Here is an 18,141-nt window from a genome sequence, read left to right as displayed (position 1 = left end):
GGGCTGGGTCTCGAGAGCGATTCGGGACTTTGTGCCCCAGCGCAGGGGCGTTGGCAAGTGCCACGCAAACGCCGGTAGCGCACCGCTACCGGCAGTGTCTGCGATGTAGGCGGCATCGGTGCGCATGGCGCACCTTACTGGGTGAGGTAGTGTGCGCCGCGCGCATCGCGGGTGTCCTGGAACGATAGAATCGTCCCCAGGAGTTGTCGGCGCTTAGCTGGCCAGCAGCCAGACACCGGTGGCGGCCGAGGCTGCGCCAGCGATGCGTACCAGCGGCGCCGCCGCTTGCGGCAGAAAGCGCACCAGGGCGAAACCGATGGCGTGCAGCGCAGCGGTAGCGACGATGAAGCCGATGGCATAACCGAAGGGGCTGGCCAGATCCGGCAGCTCCAGGCCGTGGGCGACGCCGTGGGTAAGGGCGAAGATAGCGGTCAGGGCAACGGATACCACCATCGGCAGACGAGCAGCCACGGCCACCAGCAGACCGAAGGCCAGCACCGAACCGGCAATGCCGGTTTCCATCAGCGGGATTTCCACGCCGGCGAAGCCGAGAAGGCCGCCGACCAGCATGGTGCCGACGAAGGTCACAGGCAGCGCCCAGCGCGCCGCGCCACTCTGCTGCGCAGCCCACAGGCCGACGGCGAACATCGCCAGCAGGTGATCCAGGCCGAACACCGGATGGGCCAGGCCGGCCATGATCCCGGAGTCGCCATGCCCAGGGTGGGCGAAGGCCAGCGCCGGGGTGCAGAACAGGGCGATGGCGTAGAGGGTTTTGCGCAGATTCATGAGTATCTCCTTGAATGGGGAATCAGGCCGCCGTGAGCATGCCCTGGCGTTCGATGAAGGCGATGATCTCGTCGAGACCCTGGCCGATTTTCTGGTTGCTGAAGACGAAGGGTTTGTCGCCGCGCATCTTCAGGGTGTCGCGTTCCATCACCTCCAGGGAGGCGCCGACCATGGGCGCGAGATCGACCTTGTTGATCACCAGCAGGTCGGACTTGCAGATTCCGGGGCCGCCCTTGCGTGGCAGTTTGTCGCCGGCGGATACGTCGATCACGTAAAGGGTCAGGTCCGATAGCTCGGGGCTGAAGGTGGCCGAGAGGTTGTCACCACCGGATTCGACGATGATCAGGTCCAGGCCGGGGAAGCGGCGGTTGAGCTGCTCCACGGCTTCCAGGTTGATCGAGGCATCCTCGCGAATGGCGGTATGCGGGCAGCCGCCGGTTTCCACGCCGATGATGCGTTCGGGCTCCAGGGCCTCGTTGCGCACCAGGAACTGGGCGTCTTCCTGGGTGTAGATGTCGTTGGTGACCACGGCGATGTTGTAGCGCTCGCGCAGGGCGCGGCACAGGGCCAGGGTCAGGGCGGTCTTGCCGGAACCGACCGGGCCGCCGATGCCGACACGCAGGGGTTGGCTGTTCATGTGCTGATGTTCCTCGTCAGGAGCGGAAGAGACGCGAGTACTGGCGCTCGTGCGCCATGCTCGCCAGGGTCAGGCCGAAGGCGGCGCTGCCCCAGTGTTCAGGGGAAAGGTTGGTGGCCTGCTGCTGGGCGGCCTCGAGCGTTGGCAGCAGGCGGCTGGTCAGGCGCTGGGCGGCCTGTTGGCCCAGCGGCAGCACTTTCATCAATACGGCCAGCTGATTTTCCAGCCAGCCCCAGAGCCAGGCGGCCAGGGCATCGTCCGGGCTGATCTGCCAGGCGCGTGCGGCCAGCGCCCAGGCCAGGGCCAGGCCGGGTTCGTCCTGGGCTGCAAGTGCTTCGCGCGCCGCCTCGTCCAGCTCGGGCAGGCCTTCGAGCAGTTGCCGCAGCGAATAACCCATCTGCCGGCTCTCCAAGGCCAGCTCGCGGGTTTCACGACTGGCGCGGTGCTGTTCGGCCAGCGCCTGCAGGTGCGGCCAGTCACCCTCATGCGCAGCGCGACAGTGAGCCAGCAGCAATGGTGCTTCGAAGCGGGCGAGGTTGAGCGTCAGTTGATCGGCCAGCCAGCGTTCAGCGTTTTCGGCATCCTTGACCAGGCCACTGTCGATAGCCCATTCCAGGCCCTGCGAATAGCTGTAGCCGCCGATGGGTAGTTGTGGGCTGGCCAGGCGCAGCAATGCCCAGGCGGGTTTCATGAACTGGCCCCGATACGCGCGGGCGACGGCGCTTGGCTCACTTGCGCACACCGAACTGGTGCAGGCGCGGGCCGTAGTTGAATTCCTCGTCGCCGTGATGGGAGTGATGATGACCGCCGCCATAGGCGCCTTGCTCGGGCTGATAGGGCGCTTCGATGGCATCGACCGTGGCGCCGAGCTGTTCGAGCATGGCCTTGAGCACGTAGTCGTCAGGCAGGCGCAGCCAGCCGTCGCCCAGTTGCAGGGACACGTGGCGGTTACCGAGGTGGTAGGCGGCGCGCATCAGTTCGAACGGGCTGGCGCAGGTGACGTGCAGCAGTGGCTCGGCCTTGGCGCGTACGCGGACGATACGTCCGTCCCTGGCCTGCAGGCATTCGCCGTCGGCCAGTGCTGGCTGGCCTCGCTCGAGAAACAGGCCGACCTCCTCACCGCTGGTGGTGAAACAGTGCAGGCGGCTTTTGCTGCGCGCTTCGAAGGTCAGTTCCAGTTCAGTGTCGCAGGTACTCTGCGCTGCGATTCGGGCGTGGATCACCAGCATGTGTGTTTATTCCGGGGCAATGTGCCCGGAAATAGTGCAAGTGGCTTGCCAAGGCTGGAGAGTGGCGCAAGGAGGCGCATTTCTGCGTGCTGTGGATAACTTGGCGAAGCAGTCAGGATTTATTTGGTGCGTTTTTTCTGTGCGCGCACGGTTGTGGTGCGTGCTACTCGGAGGGCTTGCCCAGGCCCAGCCAGTGCTTGCCACCGACCATGATGAAGCGCAGTTGCTGGATGACCTTGGCCTCTGCCGTGAGGTGCGCCGGCAAGGTTTCGGCGGGCGGATCGATCAGTTCGGGCAAGGTGGCGAATACCGTCTTCACCACCAGATCCGACACCACGTCGAGCGCTGCATCGTCGAGGTGCGGCATCCGGTTCATCAGCTTGAGGTCGGCGGCCAGGTCGCTGGTGATGCGTTCACGCAGGGCCGCAACGGCCTGGCGCACAGGTTGCGAGCCGCCGTACTGCTCGCGGGCGAGGAACAGGAACTGAGCGCGATTGGCGGCCACTTCGGCGAGGAAGATACGCACCGAGGCGTCGATCATGCCGCGCATCTCGAACTCATGGCGGCGCACCTGGCGGATCGCCGCACGGAAGGTTTCGCCCACCTCTGCCACCAGCGCCAGGCCCAGTTCGTCCATGTCGGCGAAGTGGCGATAGAAACCGGTAGGCACGATACCGGCGACGCGCGTCACCTCGCGCAGGCTCAGGCTGCCAAAGCCGCGCCCGCTCTCCATGAGGGTGAGGGCGGCGTCCATCAGGGACTGGCGAGTCTGCTGCTTCTGTTCGGCGCGTGGCGTCATGCGAAATCGGGTCATTGAGCGATGCCGCACTCTAGCAAATGCGCGGCGCCAGCGTCGAACCGTGCGAAGGTAGTTCGGTGAACGACTGTTGACTGAAATGCAGTCGATCTGTCAGCCTTGTGCACAAGTGTTCACTGGATTTTCTCATGGCTCTGCTTTCCCTGTCTCTGACGCGGTATGTCGCTCGCGGCCTGCAACCGCTGCGCCGGCTCTGTGCGGCCGGGTGGCTGCGCGAGGCGGATATCGACCTGTGTTTGCGCTCGCTGCATCCGGCGCTGCGTCTCAACCGCGTATTCGCCAGGGTCGAGGCACGTCGTTGGGTGGCCGACGACATGCTGGCACTGCAACTGCGCTGCAATGGCAATACGCGGGACTGGCGGGCCGGGCAGCATGTCCAGGTTTATCTGGAGCAGGACGGTGTACGTCACGGGCGCAGTTACAGCCTGACGTCGGTGGCGGCCGACGGGCGTATCGAGCTTGCGATCAAGCGCCAGCCGGGTGGGCGCCTGTCCAATCTGCTGCTCGATCATCTGGAGGTGGGTAAGGTGATCGAGCTGGGTCAGGCATTTGGCGAGTTCGTTTGGCCGCAGGAGCAGGGCGCCGTGTTGCTGCTGGCGGCTGGCAGTGGCATCACGCCTTTGCTCGGTTTATTGCGTGATGCACTGGCGCGTGGCTTTTCTGCGCCGGTGACGCTGCTGCATCAGGTACGTCGTCACGGCCAGCAGGCCTTTGCCGAGGAGCTGCAGGCGCTGGCAGCGCGCTACGCCAACTTACAGGTGCGCTGGGCCTTCAGTGCCGAGGCTGGTAGCCGCCTGACGGCCGATCACATCGCTGCCCTGCCTGCCGAACACCTGCTGGTATGCGGTCCGCGCGGTTTCGTCGACACGGCGTGCGGCTGGTGGCGCGATGCCGGGCGCGGCACCAGCCTGCAGTCGGAAAGTTTCAGCCCGTTGCCGGTACTGACCGAGGCGCAGACACCTGAGGTGCTCCTGAGCTTTGCCCGCAGCCGCCAGCAGGCACTGGGTAACGGCAACGCCAGCCTGCTGGAGCAGGCCGAAGCCAATGGTTTGCGTCCAGCCCATGGCTGTCGCCAGGGCATCTGCGCCAGCTGCACCTGCCTGCTGCTGGCCGGCACGGTGCGTGATCTGCGTAGCGGTGAGCTGTTCGCCGAACCCAATCAACCCATACGTCTATGTGTCAGTGCCCCGCATGGGGATGTGGAGGTCGATCTGTGACAGCTCGTCTTGATCGTGAATTGAACCCCGCCGAACTCGAAGCTTTCGGCCAGGAGCTGGATGCTCTGCGCCAGCGCACCCTGGCCGATCTGGGCGAGGCCGATGCGCGTTATATCCGCCGCGTGCGTGGCGTGGTGCGCCTGTGCTGCTGGAGTGGCCGTGCGCTGCTGATGTTCGGTTGGTTCCCGCCGACCTGGCTGCTCGGCACCTTCTTGCTGGGGCTGGGCAAGATTCTCGAGAACATGGAGTTGGGTCACAACGTGATGCACGGCCAGTACGACTGGATGAACGATCCGGAATTCGCTGGCCGCCAGTATGAATGGGACATCGTCGGCCCCGCCGATTTCTGGCGGCACACCCATAACCACGTGCATCACACCTACACCAACGTGCTGGGCATGGACGATGACGTCGGTTATGGCGTGGTGCGCCTGTTTCCCGAGCAGCGCTGGAAACCGTTCTATCGCTGGCAGCCGCTGTGGGTGACGATTCAGGCGCTGCTGTTCCAGTACGCCGTGGCCATCCAGCACCTGCGCCTGGACAAGCTGGTGAAAGGCCGTATCAGCAAGGAAGAGGTGCTTCCGCTGGCGCGTCAGTTCGGTGCCAAGCTGGCGCGGCAGTGGGGCAAGGACTATCTGCTGTTTCCGCTGCTGGCCTTGCTGCTCGGCGCCAATGCACTGGCCGTACTGACCGGCAATCTGGTGGCCAACCTGCTACGCAATCTGTGGACCTTTCTGGTGATCTTCTGCGGCCATTTCACCGAGAAGGCGGCGGTGTTTGCACCCGAGGTTCTGCAGGGGGAGACCCGTGGACACTGGTATCTGCGCCAACTGCGCGGTTCGAGCAACCTCTCCGGTGGGCCGCTGCTGCATATTCTGACCGGCAACCTCAGCCATCAGATCGAGCATCATCTGTTCCCGGACCTGCCCGCGCGGCGCTATGCCGAACTGGCGCGTGAGGTGCGCCTGATCGCCGAGCGCTATGGCCAGCATTACAACTGCGGCACCTTGTGGGGGCAGTTCTCGACCGTGCTGCGGCGGATCTGGATCTACCGCTTGCCCGCTGCCGGGATGGCGTGAAAGGCATAAAAAAGCCCGGCATGCGCCGGGCTTTGGGGTGTGACGACAGGGCTCAGGCCGTATGGCCACGTTGCTTGATCAGGCGATCGGAACCACCCTCGGCCAGTTGAACACGCTGGGCGCCCGGCGTGCGCTCGTAACCGCCTTCGGCCAGCTGAATACGCTGAGCACCAGGAGTACGCTCATATCCACCCTCTACCAGCTGGATGCGCTGGCTGCCGGGAGTGCGGTCAGAACCGTCTTCAGCCAACTGGATGCGTTGAGCACCCGGGGTGCGATCATAGCCATCTTCGGCCAGCTGGATGCGCTGGGCGCCCGGCGTGCGGTCGGAGCCGTCTTCGGCGAGCGGTGCGATGGGTTGCTGTTGTACCTGGCTGTCCTTGGCTTCGCCCACCAGCGGGAAGGGCGCGCTGCTCGAGGCGGCGAATGCGGTGGTGGTGATCAGGCTAAGGGCCAGAGTTGCGAGGGTCAGTTGCGCTTTCATGTCGATGTCTCCTTGGGGAGTAATAAGTGGCGTCGGAGTCAATTCTTGAGGACATGGGCGCAGATAAGAACTTGACTGGCCTGATAGTGAACATCGACCCCCTCAATACTCGACCGAGAGGCTCTATCTCGGTGCTTGTGGCCGGGCGTCAAGCGTCGCGGCGAATGTTCAGCGAAGCATCGCGCTGAATGCCGGGCGCGCGTATGCTTGGCGACCCTTGCGGGTCGTGCTCGATCCGTCCTCTTCTGCAGTTCCCTGGAGGCAGGCTCAGCAATGCTCGCGGCACAGGCAATTTTGCCGATCTTCGCTCTGATCGTTCTCGGCTATCTGCTCGGCTGGCGCCAGTGGCTCACCAGCGAGTCGGCGGCCGGTCTGGCCAACATCACCTTCAAGCTGTTCATGCCGACGCTGCTGTTCGCCGGCATCGCCAAGGCATCGCTGGCCGAAGGCCTGTCGCCGATGCTGCTGTTGGCCTATTACCTGCCGGTACTGCTGGTGTTCGTTGCGGTCAACGCGCTGGCGCACTGGCGTCGCGGTACAGCGACGCCGCTGGGATTGGTGGCGGCGTTCTCCAACAACGTGCTGGTGGGCATTCCGCTGATCGCCAGCCTGATGGGTAACGATGGTCTGCTCTACGTGTTCGCCATCCTGGTGTTCCACAGCCTCACGTTGTTTTCCCTGCACAGTTTCTATGCCGCCTTTGGCAGCCAGGAACGTGTTGACGGTCGCGCGCTGCTGAAGAACCTGGCCAACCCGATGATCATCGGCCTGGGACTGGGCGCACTGCTCAACCTGTCCGGGCTGCAACTGCCGGAAAGTTTGTGGCGGGCAATCACCTGGCTCGGCCAAGCCGCGCTGCCCTGCGCGCTGATCGTGCTCGGCGCCAGCCTGTCGCGTTATCGCCTGCGCCCTACCGGCGAGGCCTGGGGGGTGGCTTTGGCCAAGCTGTTGCTGTTCCCGGCGCTCGTGTGGTGGCTCAGTGGCCAACTCCCCGGCCTGAACGAGACGGCGCGCAGCGTACTGGTCCTGCTCGCTGCCTGCCCCAGTGGGGTCAACGTGATGGCCTTTGCCCGCAGCGCGGAGGACAGTCGTAGTGTCAGCGCTGCTATCTCGCTGTCCACGCTGCTGGCGGCGGTTTCACTGCCGTTGTGGATGCTGCTGGTGGGCTTCTGAGTGCATCGCCTGGCGATTCGTCCTTCCGGGCGATAGGCGTCGACGCGGTGCCTGGCTAGCATCGCGCTTCCCGCTCCGTTCAGGACTGCATCGATGAAACGACTCGCCCACGTGCTGCTCGGCCTGCTGTTGGTGTTCGGGTTGACCCTTGCTGCCTTCGTCACGCTCAACTGGGCTCCGGATCGCCCGCTGGACGAACTCACTGCGCGCTGGGCGCCACCGCCTTCGCAGTTCGTCGAGATCGATGGAATGTCGGTGCACCTGCGTGACCAGGGGCGGCGCGATGACCCCGAGCCCATCCTGCTGTTGCACGGCACCTCCGCCAGCCTGCACACCTGGGAAGGTTGGGTAAAAGAGCTGGCCAGGCAGCGTCGCGTGATCAGCCTGGACTTACCCGGTTTCGGCCTGACCGGGCCATTTCCCGATGGCGATTACCGCGTTGAGCACTACACGCAGTTCCTCCTGGCTATGCTCGATCATCTGCGGGTCAATCGCGTGGTGCTGGTCGGCAACAGTTTCGGCGGCCAGTTGGCCTGGCGTTTTGCCCTGGCTCATCCCGAGCGCAGTGCGCGTCTGGTGCTGGTGGATGCTGCCGGCTACCCGCGCAATGCTGAGTCGGTGCCGATAGGCTTTCGTCTGGCCGGCATTCCTGCCTTGGCGCCATTGATGAGCCGGCTGTTGCCGCGAAGCATGATCGAGTCGAGCGTGCGCAACGTTTATGGCGATCCAGACAAGGTCGATGACGGACTGGTCGAGCGTTACTACCAACTGACCCTGCGTGCCGGCAATCGTCAGGCCTTGCGCCAGCGCTTCGCCCAGGCTCCCAGCGGCGAGCTGCATGAGCGCATCGGCGAACTCGAATTGCCCACGCTGATCATCTGGGGTGGGCGGGACCGGCTGATTCCTGTGAGCAATGCCGAGCGTTTCGCCGCCGATATCGAGGGCAGCCAGTTGGTGCTGTTCGAAGCCCTCGGCCACGTGCCCCAGGAAGAGGAGCCGCAGCGCACCGTCGCGGTGCTTGGCAGCTTCCTGGCACGATGAGGCTCTAGCGCGGTATTTTCCAAGCCTTTGATTTTGTTCGTGGAAGCGCTGGCCGTTAGTGGCTGGCGCGTTTCCTGCTATGGCTCGGCGGGGCGGTTGGCTTTGGCGAATCTTCGTCTAGGCTGACGGGATAACGAACAAAAAAAAGCAGGAAACTGCATGCGCAAGGGCATTAGAGCTTTCGTCCGGGTCGTGGACGCATTCAACCGGAGGGTCGGGCGTTTCGCCATGTACCTGATCTTCGCCATGCTGGCGGTGCTCCTGTACTCCTCCATGAGCAAGACCTTCTTCACACCATCGATCTGGACCCTGGAAAGTGCCCAATTCCTCATGGTCGCCTACTTCCTGCTCGGCGGTGCCTACTCGATGCAGCTCGACGCCCATGTGCGCATGGACCTGGCCTACAGCGCCTGGTCGCCGCGTACGCGCGCCGTGGTCGATGCCATCACCGTGCTCATGCTGATCTTCTACCTGGTGATGCTGCTGGTCGGCGGCATCTCCTCCACCGAGTACGCCATCGAATACAAGGAGACCAGCTACTCGGCGTGGTCGCCTTACATGGCGCCGATCAAGATCGTCATGTGTTTCGGCATCGCCCTGATGCTGTTGCAGGCGATCGCCACCTTCTTCAAGGATCTGTACGCCGCCCGTGGGGAGACGCTCTGATGAGCTACGAGCTGATCGCGCTTCTGATGTTCTCCTCGATGATGTTGCTGCTGCTCACCGGCAAGCGCGTGTTCGGCGCCATCGGCTTCGTCGCTGCAGCTGCTGCGTTGCTGTTGTGGGGCGATGGCGGCTCGGAGATGGCCTTCAGCGCGGCCATGAAACTGATGAAGTGGTACCCGCTGCTGACCCTGCCGATGTTCGTGTTCATGGGCTACATGCTCTCCGAGTCGGGCATCGCCGAAGACCTGTACAAGATGTTCCATGTGTGGATGGGACCGCTGCCGGGCGGCCTGGCCATCGGCACCATCTTCCTGATGGTGGCGATCTCGGCGATGAACGGCCTGAGCGTGGCCGGCATGGCCATCGGCGCCAGCATCGCCTTGCCCGAACTGCTCAGGCGTGGCTACGACAAGATCATGATCACCGGGGTGATTCAGGCGGGCAGCTCGCTCGGTATTCTGATTCCGCCCAGTGTGGTGCTGGTGCTCTACGGCATGATCGCGCGCCAGCCGGTGGGGCAGTTGTGGCTGGCCGGGGCCATTCCGGGGCTGATGATGGCCGGCATGTTCATGCTCTACATCGCCATTCGCTGCCGCCTGCAGCCGCATCTCGGCCCACCGCTGGCGCAGGCCGAGCGTGAGCAGATCAGCATGCAGGAGAAGCTGCGGCTGCTCAGTGCCGGGCTGGTGCCAGTATTCATTTTTCTGTCGATGACCGGGCTGTTCCTGATGGGCTACACCAGCCTGGTGGAAAGCTCGGCTGTCGGTGCCGCAGCGGCGACCCTGGCGGCGCTGTTCAAGGGGCGGCTGAGTGGCAAGGTGATGGAGGAAACGCTGCGCAAGACCCTGGCCATCAGTTGCATGTTCATGTGGATCATTCTCGCCGCGCTGTGCTTCGGCGCGGTGTTCGACGGTCTCGGCGCGGTCAGGGCCATCGAAGGCTTCTTCGTCGACAGCCTGCACCTGGGGCCGTGGCAGATCCTCATCCTGATGCAGATCTCGTTCATCGTGATGGGCATGTTCCTCGACGACACTGCCATGCTGGTGATCGTCGCGCCACTCTACATTCCGCTGGTCGGCGCCCTGGGCTTCGACCTGATCTGGTATGGCGTGCTCTACACCATCACCTGCCAGATCGCCTACATGACCCCGCCGTTCGGCTACAACCTGTTCCTCATGCGCGCGATGGCACCTCCCGAAGTGAGCCTGCGCGACATCTACGTTTCGGTCATACCCTTTGTCTTCATCATGGTCCTGGCGCTGATCCTGGTCATGGTCTTTCCGCAGCTGGCGCTGTGGTTGCCGCAACTGCATTACGGCGGCTGATCAACGGAAATCGGCGCGTGCGCGCGCCAGCAGTCGAGCCGGTTCGTCCGGCCACTGGTAAGGCCGTCAGCTCTGGCGGCATTGAGCGGTTGTATTGCATCTGCATCGACACTATGGAGAGACCAGCATGAGTACGAGACGCGATTTCCTCAAGACCGCCGCGGTCACCACCGGGGCCGTCGGCACCGCTACCCTCGGTTCGTCGCATATCTATGCCGCCGAGCCGAAGAAGATCACCTGGCGATTGCAGACCTACGCCGGCGCGGCGCTGGCCGAGCACGTGATCAAACCCTCGATCGACGCCTTCAACAAGGCCGCCAACGGCCAGATGGAGATCCAACTGTATTTCGCCGACCAGTTGGTGCCGACCGGCGAGCTGTTTCGCGCCATGCAGCGTGGCACCATCGATGCGGTGCAGAGTGATGACGACTCCATTGCCGCGCCAGTGGACGTCTCGGTATTCGGTGGTTACTTCCCCTTCGCCACCCGCTACAGCCTCGACGTGCCGGTGCTGTTCGAGCAGTACGGGCTCAACGAGATCTGGGCCGAGGCCTACGGCGAAGTCGAGGGCGTCACCTGGCTCGGCGCTGGCGCCTGGGACCCTTGCCACTTCGCCACGGTTGAGCCGATCACCAGGCTCGAACACCTCAAGGGCAAGCGCATCTTCACCTTCCCCACCGCCGGCAAGTTCCTTACGCGCTTCGGCGTGATTCCGGTGACCCTGCCCTGGGAAGATGTCGAGGTCGCGATCCAGACCGGTGAGCTGGACGGCATCGCCTGGTCCGGCATCACCGAGGACTACACCGTCGGCTGGGCCAACGTCACCAAGTACTTCCTGACCAATAACATCTCCGGTGCCTGGTGCGGCTCCTACTTCGCCAACTCGGACAAATGGGCGGAAGTGCCGGAGCACCTCAAGACCCTGTTCAAGCTGTGCATGGACAGCTCCAACTACTATCGCCAGCACTGGTACTGGGGCGGTGAGGCGCAACTGCGGGTCGAAGGCGGCAAGCTGGAACTGACCTCCATCCCGGCCGAGGAGTGGGCCACGGTAGAGGCCGAGGCGTTGAAGTTCTGGGACGAAATCGCCAAGACCAGCCCGCGCTGCGCCAAGGTGGTGGACATCTTCAAGAAGTACAACGCACTGATGGCCAAGGCCGGAGCGCCTTATCGCGGTTGATATTGCTCCCCGATTGCCCGCCCGCCGCTCAGCCTGGGGGCGGGCAGCGCTGCAGTTTCTCTCGGGCCAGGTCCGTGAATGCCTTGAGCGCGGCAGACGGATTGCGTCGATTGGGGTAGTACAGACACATTTCATCTCTCGGCGGCGTCCAGTCCTGCAGCACCCGCTGCAGGTCTCCAGCGTCGACTTCCGCCTGGACCTCCTGCTCCAGAAAGAGTCCGAGCGCCACGTTCGCCTGCACGATGGCCTTGGCCACACTCGGCTCGTCCACGGTGAACCGACCCTCGACATCGAGCCTGAGCACTTCGCCCGCCTGTTCGAAGTACCAGGGATAGATGGCGCCGTTGGGCAGCCGGATGCGCAGGCATTCATGCCGCATCAGATCCGCTGGGTTCTGCGGTTCACCGTGCTTGGAGAAATACAGCGGCGTCCCCACCACGGCATAGCGCTGTGTCTGGCCCAGTGGGATGGCAATCATGTCATTGGGGATCAGGTTCGATGCGCGCACGCCCAGATCGAAGCCTTCCGCGACGACGTCCACCAGTCGCTCCTCCGTCACCAGATCGATCTGGACGCGCGGGTAGCGGTCGGCAAACTCCAGGACCAGTGGCAGGAGGGCCGTGCGCGCTGCGCTGGCAAATGCGTTGATTCTTATCACGCCAGCAGGTTCTGCGTTGTGCGAGCGAACCGTTTCCAGCGCGCCGCGCAGAGCCTGCAAGGCTGGTTCCACCTGCTCAAGATAGCTGCTGCCCGCCTCTGTCAGCGACACGCTACGTGTGGTGCGATTGAACAGGCGCGTCTGCAGAGTCGCCTCCAGCTTGGCGATGGTGCTGCTTAGCGCAGTGGTGGAAACATTCAGGTCGATAGCTGCCCGGCGAAACGAGGCGCGGCGGGCCACGGCCAGGACGGCCTCCAGCTCATGAAGGGTAAGACGTGAGTCGGACATCGGATTGTCCTGCTATGCGGGATTGGTCATCAATATCTGTCCCAATTGAGCAGATTATCTGGCGCGAGGCAAGATGGCAGTCCTGCAAGCCTGACAACCCTGAGAGGACCCAGCTTATGAACCTGCAATTGCCGAGCGCCGTTCAGGCCTACTTCGAGATCAGCAACGGTGATGACATCTCACACATGGCGGCGTGTTTCTGCGCGGACGCCCGCGTGATCGATGAAAACCGCAGCCATCAGGGGATCGAGGCCATCGAATCCTGGCAGCGGGCCGTGCGGCAGGCATTCACCTATCGGGTGGAGCCCATCGAGTCGTTTGCCGAGGAGGCTCAACTGAGCATCACGGCAATGGTGAGCGGTGACTTTCCCGGCAGTCCGCTGACGCTCAAGCATGTCTTCACCCTCAGGGACGGGCGGATCAGCTCACTGGAGATTGCGCCATGATGAACCTCGAACTTGCCGGCAAGCGTGTGCTGGTGACCGGTGGGACCAAAGGCGTGGGGCTCGCAGTGGTTCGTTTGTTCCACGCCGAGGGGGCGCAGGTGCTGACCGCGGCGCGACAGGCCGATAGCGCCGTACCGCCAGATATCTTCGTTGAGGCCGATCTTTGTACCCGAGAAGGTTGTGCTGCGCTGGTGGCGGCTGCGGAGCAGCGCTTGGGCGGGGTCGACATTCTCGTGCATGTGCTGGGTGGCTCGTCCGCTCCCGGCGGAGGTTTTGCTGCGCTGGATGACGGGCAGTGGCAGCGCGAGCTCGATCTGAACCTGTTTCCGGCTGTACGTCTGGACCGTGCGCTACTTCCGGGCATGCTGCAGCGCGCAGCGGGCGTGATCATTCATGTGACATCCATCCAGAGTCGTTTGCCACTGCCCGAGGCGACCACCGCATATGCCGCAGCCAAAGCCGCCCTCTCGACTTACAGCAAGAGCCTGTCGAAGGAGGTGTCACCCAAGGGCGTGCGCGTCGTGAGGGTTGCTCCGGGCTGGATCGAAACCGAGGCATCGGTGGCCCTGGCCGAGCGATTGGCAGAGGAGGCGGGCACCGATTACGAAGGCGGCAAGCGCATCATCATGGAGGCGCTGGGAGGCATTCCGCTCGGCCGCCCATCGAAACCGTCGGAAGTCGCTGAACTCATCGCTTTCCTGGCGTCACCTCGGGCAGCCGCCATCACCGGCAGTGAATTCCTGATCGATGGCGGCACGGTGCCGACAGCTTAGTGCGTCGCGGTGGACAGCCTGCGGTTGTCCACCGCCTTGATCGTCATCGCCTATTTTTCTGCCCAGCTCCCTGCCATCCCGGCAATCCTGTACCACACTCTATGAGCCTGAAACGGACGCCGTCACAAGCGTCGTGCTGAGCCCGTGCGTCGTCGGCCTTGCCTGGCCGGTCATGGATGCCCAGCCCTTCGCTTGACCCGCCCGCGATAACAACAAGACACAGGGGTTAGCATGTTCAAACCACGGGATGTAAAGACCGTCGGCGAGGCCCGGCGCATCGTCGAGGAGCGTGGCCTGAGCCACGTCAAGGTCGGTCTGTTCGATAACGACGGGGTGATGCGCGGCAAGTACATGAGCCGCAGCAAGTTCTTCTCCGCCCTCGAGCACGGTTTCGCCTTCTGCGATGTGGTGCTCGGCTGGGACGTCAAGGATCAGCTCTACGACAACGCTCAGTACACCGGCTGGCACAGTGGCTACCCGGACGCGCCGGTGCGCATCCTGCCGCACACCTGCCGCGAGATTCCCTTCGAGAACGGCATGCTGCTGTTTCTCGCCGAATTCGATCAGCAGGCCGAGGCGGTTTGCCCGCGTGGCACGCTGCGGCGGGTGATCCAGCGCTGCCAGGACATGGGGTTCGAGCCCTACGCCGCGCTGGAGTACGAATTCTTCATGTTCGATGAAACCCCGGACTCGGCGCGGGCCAAGGGTTTTCGCGATCTCAAGCCATTTACCCCGGACTGGTTCGGCTACTCGATGATCCGCAACTCGGTGCATGCCGAGCTCTATCACCAGATTCTCGAAATGGGCGAGGCGATGGACTTTCCCATCGAGGGCCTGCACACCGAGACCGGCCCCGGCGTGCTCGAGGCAGCCATTGCCTACGACCGTGCCGACGCCGCAGCGGACAAGGGTGCGCTGTTCAAGACCTTCATGAAGGTGCTGGCCCAGCGCAACGGCCTGATGGCCACCTTCATGGCCAAGTGGTCCGGCAAGTATCCGGGGCAGAGTGGGCACATCCACGTCTCGCTGCGCGACCGCAAGAGCGACAAGTCGGCCTTCTACGACCCCAGCCAGGCGCACAACATGAGCAAGCTGCAGCGACATTTTCTCGCCGGGCAGCAGCGCCTGATGCCGGAATTCCTGTGCATGGTGGCGCCGACGTTGAACAGCTATCGGCGCCTGATCCCCGGCTTCTGGGCGCCGACCGATGCCACCTGGGGCGTGGAGAACCGCACCGCCGCGCTGCGGGTGATCCCCGGCAGCGACAAGTCGCAGCGCCAGGAGTACCGCCTCGGCGCCGCCGACGGTAACCCCTTCCTTGCGCTGTCGGTGGCCATCGGCTCGGGCCTTTACGGTGTCATGCAGGAATGGGAGCCGACCGAGCCGGTCAGCGGCAACGCCTATGCGGTCAAGCATCCCGAGGAGCTGGCGCTGCCGCGCACGCTGTGGGATGCCGCGCAGCGCCTGAAGGGCTCGCAGGCTGCCCGCGAACTGTTCGGCGATGCCTTCGTCGAGCACTTCGCCGCCAGTCGCGAATGGGAAGAGCGCGAGTACCGCCGCCATGTCAGCGATTGGGAGCTGGATCGCTACTTCGAAATCATCTGAGCGCTCCCCCTCTCCCCAACCCTCTCCCCGGAGGGGCGAGGGGGCCGAGTGCGGTACGCGATCCACCGCGTGCGTCGCGATTCCTCTTACGGAGCACCTTATGAGCAAACTGCAATGCATTTCCCCCATCGACGGCTCGGTCTATGTCGAGCGTCATCTGGCGTCCAATCCCGAGGTACTGGTGGCGCTGGCCAAGGCCGAGCTGGCACAGCAGGCCTGGAAGCAGACGCCGCTGCGCGAGCGTATCGCCATCGGCCGGCGCGCCATTGAGATCTTCGCCGCGCGTGAGGCGCAGTTGGCCGAAGAGCTGTGCTGGATGATGGGCCGGCCGATCCGTTATGCCGCTGGCGAAATCCGTGGCTTCGTCGAACGTGCCAGCCATATGGCGGATATCGCCGAGGGCTCGCTGGCCGATATCCGCCTGCCGGACAAGGCTGGCTTCACCCGTTTCATCCGCCGTGAGCCACTGGGCCTGGCCTTGATCATCGCCCCCTGGAATTACCCCTATCTGACCGCCGTCAACGCGGTGATGCCGGCGCTGTTGGCGGGTAACGTGGTGCTGCTCAAGCACTCGGCGCAGACACCGCTGTGCGCTGAGCGCATGGTCGAAGCCTTTGCCGAGGCCGGTCTGCCCGAAGGCGTGTTCCAGTACCTGCACCTGAGCCACGGCGAGACCGAAGCATTGATTCGCTCGCCGAGCATCGACCACGTTGCCTTCACCGGTTCGGTGCCCGGGGGCGCCATGGTCGAGCGCGCGGCTGCAGGACGCTTCATCAGTGTCGGGCTCGAGCTGGGTGGCAAGGACCCGGCCTACGTTCGGGCCGACGCCGATCTGCAGCACGCGGTGGAAACCGCCATCGACGGCGCCTTCTTCAATTCCGGGCAGTCCTGCTGCGGTATCGAGCGTATCTACGTGCACGAGTCGCTATTCGATGAGTTCGTCGAGCGCGCCGTGGCGCTGGTGCGCCAATACAAACTGGGGCGCTCGGACGACCCGCAGACCACCCTTGGCCCGCTGGTGCGCAGCGACGCCGCCGATTTCGTCCGCGCGCAGATCGCCGAAGCGGTCGAGCAGGGCGCCAGGGCGCATATCGACCCGGCCGAGTTTCCCCTGGATGCGCCAGGTACGCCCTACCTGGCGCCGCAGGTGCTGACCAACGTCAACCATGAAATGCGCGTGATGACCGAGGAATCCTTCGGCCCGGTGGTGGGCATTCAGAAGGTCGCCAGCGACGAGGAAGCGCTGGCGCTGATGAACGACAGCGAGTTCGGCCTGACCGCTGCGATCTTCAGCCGCGACGTTGATGCAGCCATGGCCCTGGCTGACCGGGTGGAGGCCGGCACGGTATTTCTCAACCGCTGCGACTACCTCGACCCCGGCCTGGCCTGGACCGGGGTGAAGCACTCCGGGCGCGGCTGCACCCTGTCGCGGGTTGGCTATGAGCAACTGACTCGGCCGAAATCCTTCCACTTCAAGACTCAGCTGTGAGGCGCGCGCCATGGACCTGAATCAGTACCGCATGAACTGGAACTACCCCACCTCGATGCGCGTCGGCGTTGGCCGCATTGCCGAATTGGCCGAGGCCTGTCGTCAGCTCGGCATGCGCGCGCCGCTTCTGTGTACCGACCCCGGCCTGGCGGCGTTGCCGATGATCGACGCGGCGCTGCGTCAGTGTCGTGACGCTGGACTTGATGCCGGGTTGTTCTCGGCGATCAAGGGCAACCCTACCGGCGCCAACGTGATGGATGGAGTCGCCGCGTTCAAGGCGGGCGCGCATGACGGGGTGATCGCCTTCGGCGGTGGCTCGGCGCTGGATGCCGGCAAGGCCATCGCCCTGATGGTCGGCCAGGACCGGCCACTGTGGGACTTCGAGGACATCGGCGACAACGCCAGTCGCGTCAACGTCGCTGGCATGGCGCCAGTGGTGGCGGTGCCGACTACCGCCGGCACCGGATCGGAAGTTGGCCGCGCCTCGGTGATCACCGACGATGCTGCGCATATCAAACGCATCATCTTCCACGCGCGCATGCTGCCGGCGCTGGTGATTCTTGATCCCGAGCTGACGGTCGGTCTGCCGGCGAAAATCACCGCCGCCACCGGCATGGACGCGCTGTCGCACAGCCTGGAGGCGTTCTGTTCGCCACTGTTCCACCCGATGGCCGAGGGCATCGCCCTCGAAGGCATGCGCCTGGTGCAACAGTACCTGCCGCGTGCGGTAAGCCAGGGCACGGATGTCGAGGCGCGGCTGCAGATGCTGGTGGCCTCGAGCATGGGCGCCACCGCCTTCCAGCGCGGCCTTGGCGCGATGCATGCGCTGGCGCATCCGCTGGGGGCGCTGTACGACGCCCACCACGGCTTGCTCAACGCGGTGCTGATGCCTTACGTGCTGGTGGCCAACCGCGGCGCCATCGAGCCGCAGATGGAGAAGATGGCGCGCTATCTGGCGCTACCGGGCAGTGGTTTCGATGCCGTTCTGGACTGGGTGCTGGCGCTGCGCAGCGAGGTGGGCATCGCCCATAGCCTGGGCGAGATTGGCATCGACGATGCCCGCATCGAGCAGGTGGGACGGATGGCCGAAGCCGATCCCTCTGCGGGCACCAACCCCGTCGCCTTCAGCGCCGCGCAGTACAGCGCGTTGTTCGAGAAAGCGCTGCGCGGGACCTTGTAGCCCGGATGCAATCCGGGAGCGGTTGGCCTGCTTTGCCGCAGATTTCATCCGGGCACGGGGCTGAGCCG

General features: G+C 64.2%; 19 protein-coding genes. 12 read left to right on the top strand and 7 right to left on the bottom strand.

The window, feature by feature from the left end:
- Positions 1-213: 213 nt before the first annotated feature.
- From INS93_RS02405 to fabR, 5 genes are all read right to left on the bottom strand, one after another.
- Entirely contained in the window at positions 214-786 is a 573-nt protein-coding gene (locus INS93_RS02405) for a HupE/UreJ family protein (protein ID WP_179623775.1), read from the bottom strand.
- Between the two features lie 22 nt (positions 787-808).
- Entirely contained in the window at positions 809-1,423 is a 615-nt protein-coding gene (ureG, locus tag INS93_RS02400; protein ID WP_003246865.1) for an urease accessory protein UreG, read from the bottom strand.
- A gap of 16 nt (positions 1,424-1,439) precedes the next feature.
- On the bottom strand, positions 1,440-2,114 hold the full coding sequence (locus INS93_RS02395) for an urease accessory protein UreF (RefSeq protein WP_192980164.1): 675 nt from the start codon (positions 2,112-2,114) through the stop codon (positions 1,440-1,442).
- Between the two features lie 37 nt (positions 2,115-2,151).
- On the bottom strand, positions 2,152-2,652 hold the full coding sequence (ureE, locus tag INS93_RS02390) for an urease accessory protein UreE (RefSeq protein WP_192980163.1): 501 nt from the start codon (positions 2,650-2,652) through the stop codon (positions 2,152-2,154).
- A 163-nt stretch (positions 2,653-2,815) separates the two neighbouring features.
- Entirely contained in the window at positions 2,816-3,451 is a 636-nt protein-coding gene (fabR, locus tag INS93_RS02385) for an HTH-type transcriptional repressor FabR (RefSeq protein ID WP_072423248.1), read from the bottom strand.
- A 146-nt stretch (positions 3,452-3,597) separates the two neighbouring features.
- Here fabR and INS93_RS02380 point away from each other — a divergent pair, with 146 nt between their 5' ends.
- Both INS93_RS02380 and INS93_RS02375 read left to right on the top strand, forming a co-directional pair.
- On the top strand, positions 3,598-4,686 hold the full coding sequence (locus INS93_RS02380; protein ID WP_192980162.1) for a ferredoxin reductase: 1,089 nt from the start codon (positions 3,598-3,600) through the stop codon (positions 4,684-4,686).
- Positions 4,644-5,765: a fatty acid desaturase family protein gene (locus INS93_RS02375; RefSeq protein ID WP_192980161.1), complete on the top strand. Its 1,122-nt coding sequence runs from the start codon at positions 4,644-4,646 to the stop codon at positions 5,763-5,765. Before INS93_RS02380 ends, INS93_RS02375 begins: the two co-directional genes overlap by 43 nt.
- Positions 5,766-5,817: 52 nt before the next feature.
- On the opposite strand, the gene INS93_RS02370 is transcribed toward INS93_RS02375, so the two are convergent.
- Positions 5,818-6,249, bottom strand: a complete 432-nt coding sequence (locus INS93_RS02370) for a hypothetical protein (RefSeq protein ID WP_192980160.1) — start codon at positions 6,247-6,249, stop codon at positions 5,818-5,820.
- Positions 6,250-6,522: 273 nt separating this feature from the next.
- Here INS93_RS02370 and INS93_RS02365 point away from each other — a divergent pair, with 273 nt between their 5' ends.
- From INS93_RS02365 to INS93_RS02345, 5 genes are all read left to right on the top strand, one after another.
- Positions 6,523-7,422, top strand: a complete 900-nt coding sequence (locus INS93_RS02365; RefSeq protein ID WP_192980159.1) for an AEC family transporter — start codon at positions 6,523-6,525, stop codon at positions 7,420-7,422.
- Between the two features lie 93 nt (positions 7,423-7,515).
- Entirely contained in the window at positions 7,516-8,463 is a 948-nt protein-coding gene (locus INS93_RS02360; protein WP_192980158.1) for an alpha/beta fold hydrolase, read from the top strand.
- Between the two features lie 159 nt (positions 8,464-8,622).
- On the top strand, positions 8,623-9,129 hold the full coding sequence (locus INS93_RS02355) for a TRAP transporter small permease subunit (RefSeq protein WP_192980157.1): 507 nt from the start codon (positions 8,623-8,625) through the stop codon (positions 9,127-9,129).
- The gene (locus tag INS93_RS02350) at positions 9,129-10,454 is read left to right on the top strand and encodes a TRAP transporter large permease subunit (protein WP_192980156.1); all 1,326 of its coding nucleotides are present in this window, start codon (positions 9,129-9,131) and stop codon (positions 10,452-10,454) included. The genes INS93_RS02355 and INS93_RS02350 overlap by 1 nt, the downstream gene beginning before the upstream one ends.
- 127 nt (positions 10,455-10,581) lie before the next feature.
- The gene (locus tag INS93_RS02345; protein WP_192980155.1) at positions 10,582-11,634 is read left to right on the top strand and encodes a twin-arginine translocation signal domain-containing protein; all 1,053 of its coding nucleotides are present in this window, start codon (positions 10,582-10,584) and stop codon (positions 11,632-11,634) included.
- Between the two features lie 28 nt (positions 11,635-11,662).
- On the opposite strand, the gene INS93_RS02340 is transcribed toward INS93_RS02345, so the two are convergent.
- Positions 11,663-12,580, bottom strand: a complete 918-nt coding sequence (locus tag INS93_RS02340) for a LysR substrate-binding domain-containing protein (RefSeq protein ID WP_192980154.1) — start codon at positions 12,578-12,580, stop codon at positions 11,663-11,665.
- A gap of 116 nt (positions 12,581-12,696) precedes the next feature.
- Between INS93_RS02340 and INS93_RS02335 the strand changes: the two genes are divergently transcribed.
- The 5 genes from INS93_RS02335 to INS93_RS02315 all read left to right on the top strand — a co-directional run bounded on the left by INS93_RS02335 (position 12,697) and on the right by INS93_RS02315 (position 18,073).
- Positions 12,697-13,026: a nuclear transport factor 2 family protein gene (locus INS93_RS02335; protein WP_192980153.1), complete on the top strand. Its 330-nt coding sequence runs from the start codon at positions 12,697-12,699 to the stop codon at positions 13,024-13,026.
- A complete protein-coding gene (locus INS93_RS02330; RefSeq protein WP_192980152.1) occupies positions 13,023-13,799 on the top strand; it encodes an SDR family oxidoreductase in 777 nt (258 codons plus the stop codon). Before INS93_RS02335 ends, INS93_RS02330 begins: the two co-directional genes overlap by 4 nt.
- A 231-nt stretch (positions 13,800-14,030) precedes the next feature.
- A complete protein-coding gene (locus INS93_RS02325) occupies positions 14,031-15,404 on the top strand; it encodes a glutamine synthetase family protein (protein WP_192980151.1) in 1,374 nt (457 codons plus the stop codon).
- A 100-nt stretch (positions 15,405-15,504) separates the two neighbouring features.
- Positions 15,505-16,893, top strand: coding sequence for an aldehyde dehydrogenase family protein (locus tag INS93_RS02320; protein WP_192980150.1), 1,389 nt, complete (start codon positions 15,505-15,507; stop codon positions 16,891-16,893).
- 10 nt (positions 16,894-16,903) lie between these two features.
- On the top strand, positions 16,904-18,073 hold the full coding sequence (locus INS93_RS02315) for an iron-containing alcohol dehydrogenase (RefSeq protein ID WP_192980149.1): 1,170 nt from the start codon (positions 16,904-16,906) through the stop codon (positions 18,071-18,073).
- Positions 18,074-18,141: the final 68 nt, after the last annotated feature.

Source organism: Pseudomonas sp. EggHat1 (assembly GCF_014892995.1).
GTDB classification, from domain to species: Bacteria; Pseudomonadota; Gammaproteobacteria; order Pseudomonadales; family Pseudomonadaceae; genus Aquipseudomonas; species Aquipseudomonas chaetocerotis.
The sequence above is the reverse complement of the archived record's forward strand: the minus strand, read 5'-3'. Positions and strand labels throughout refer to the sequence as shown.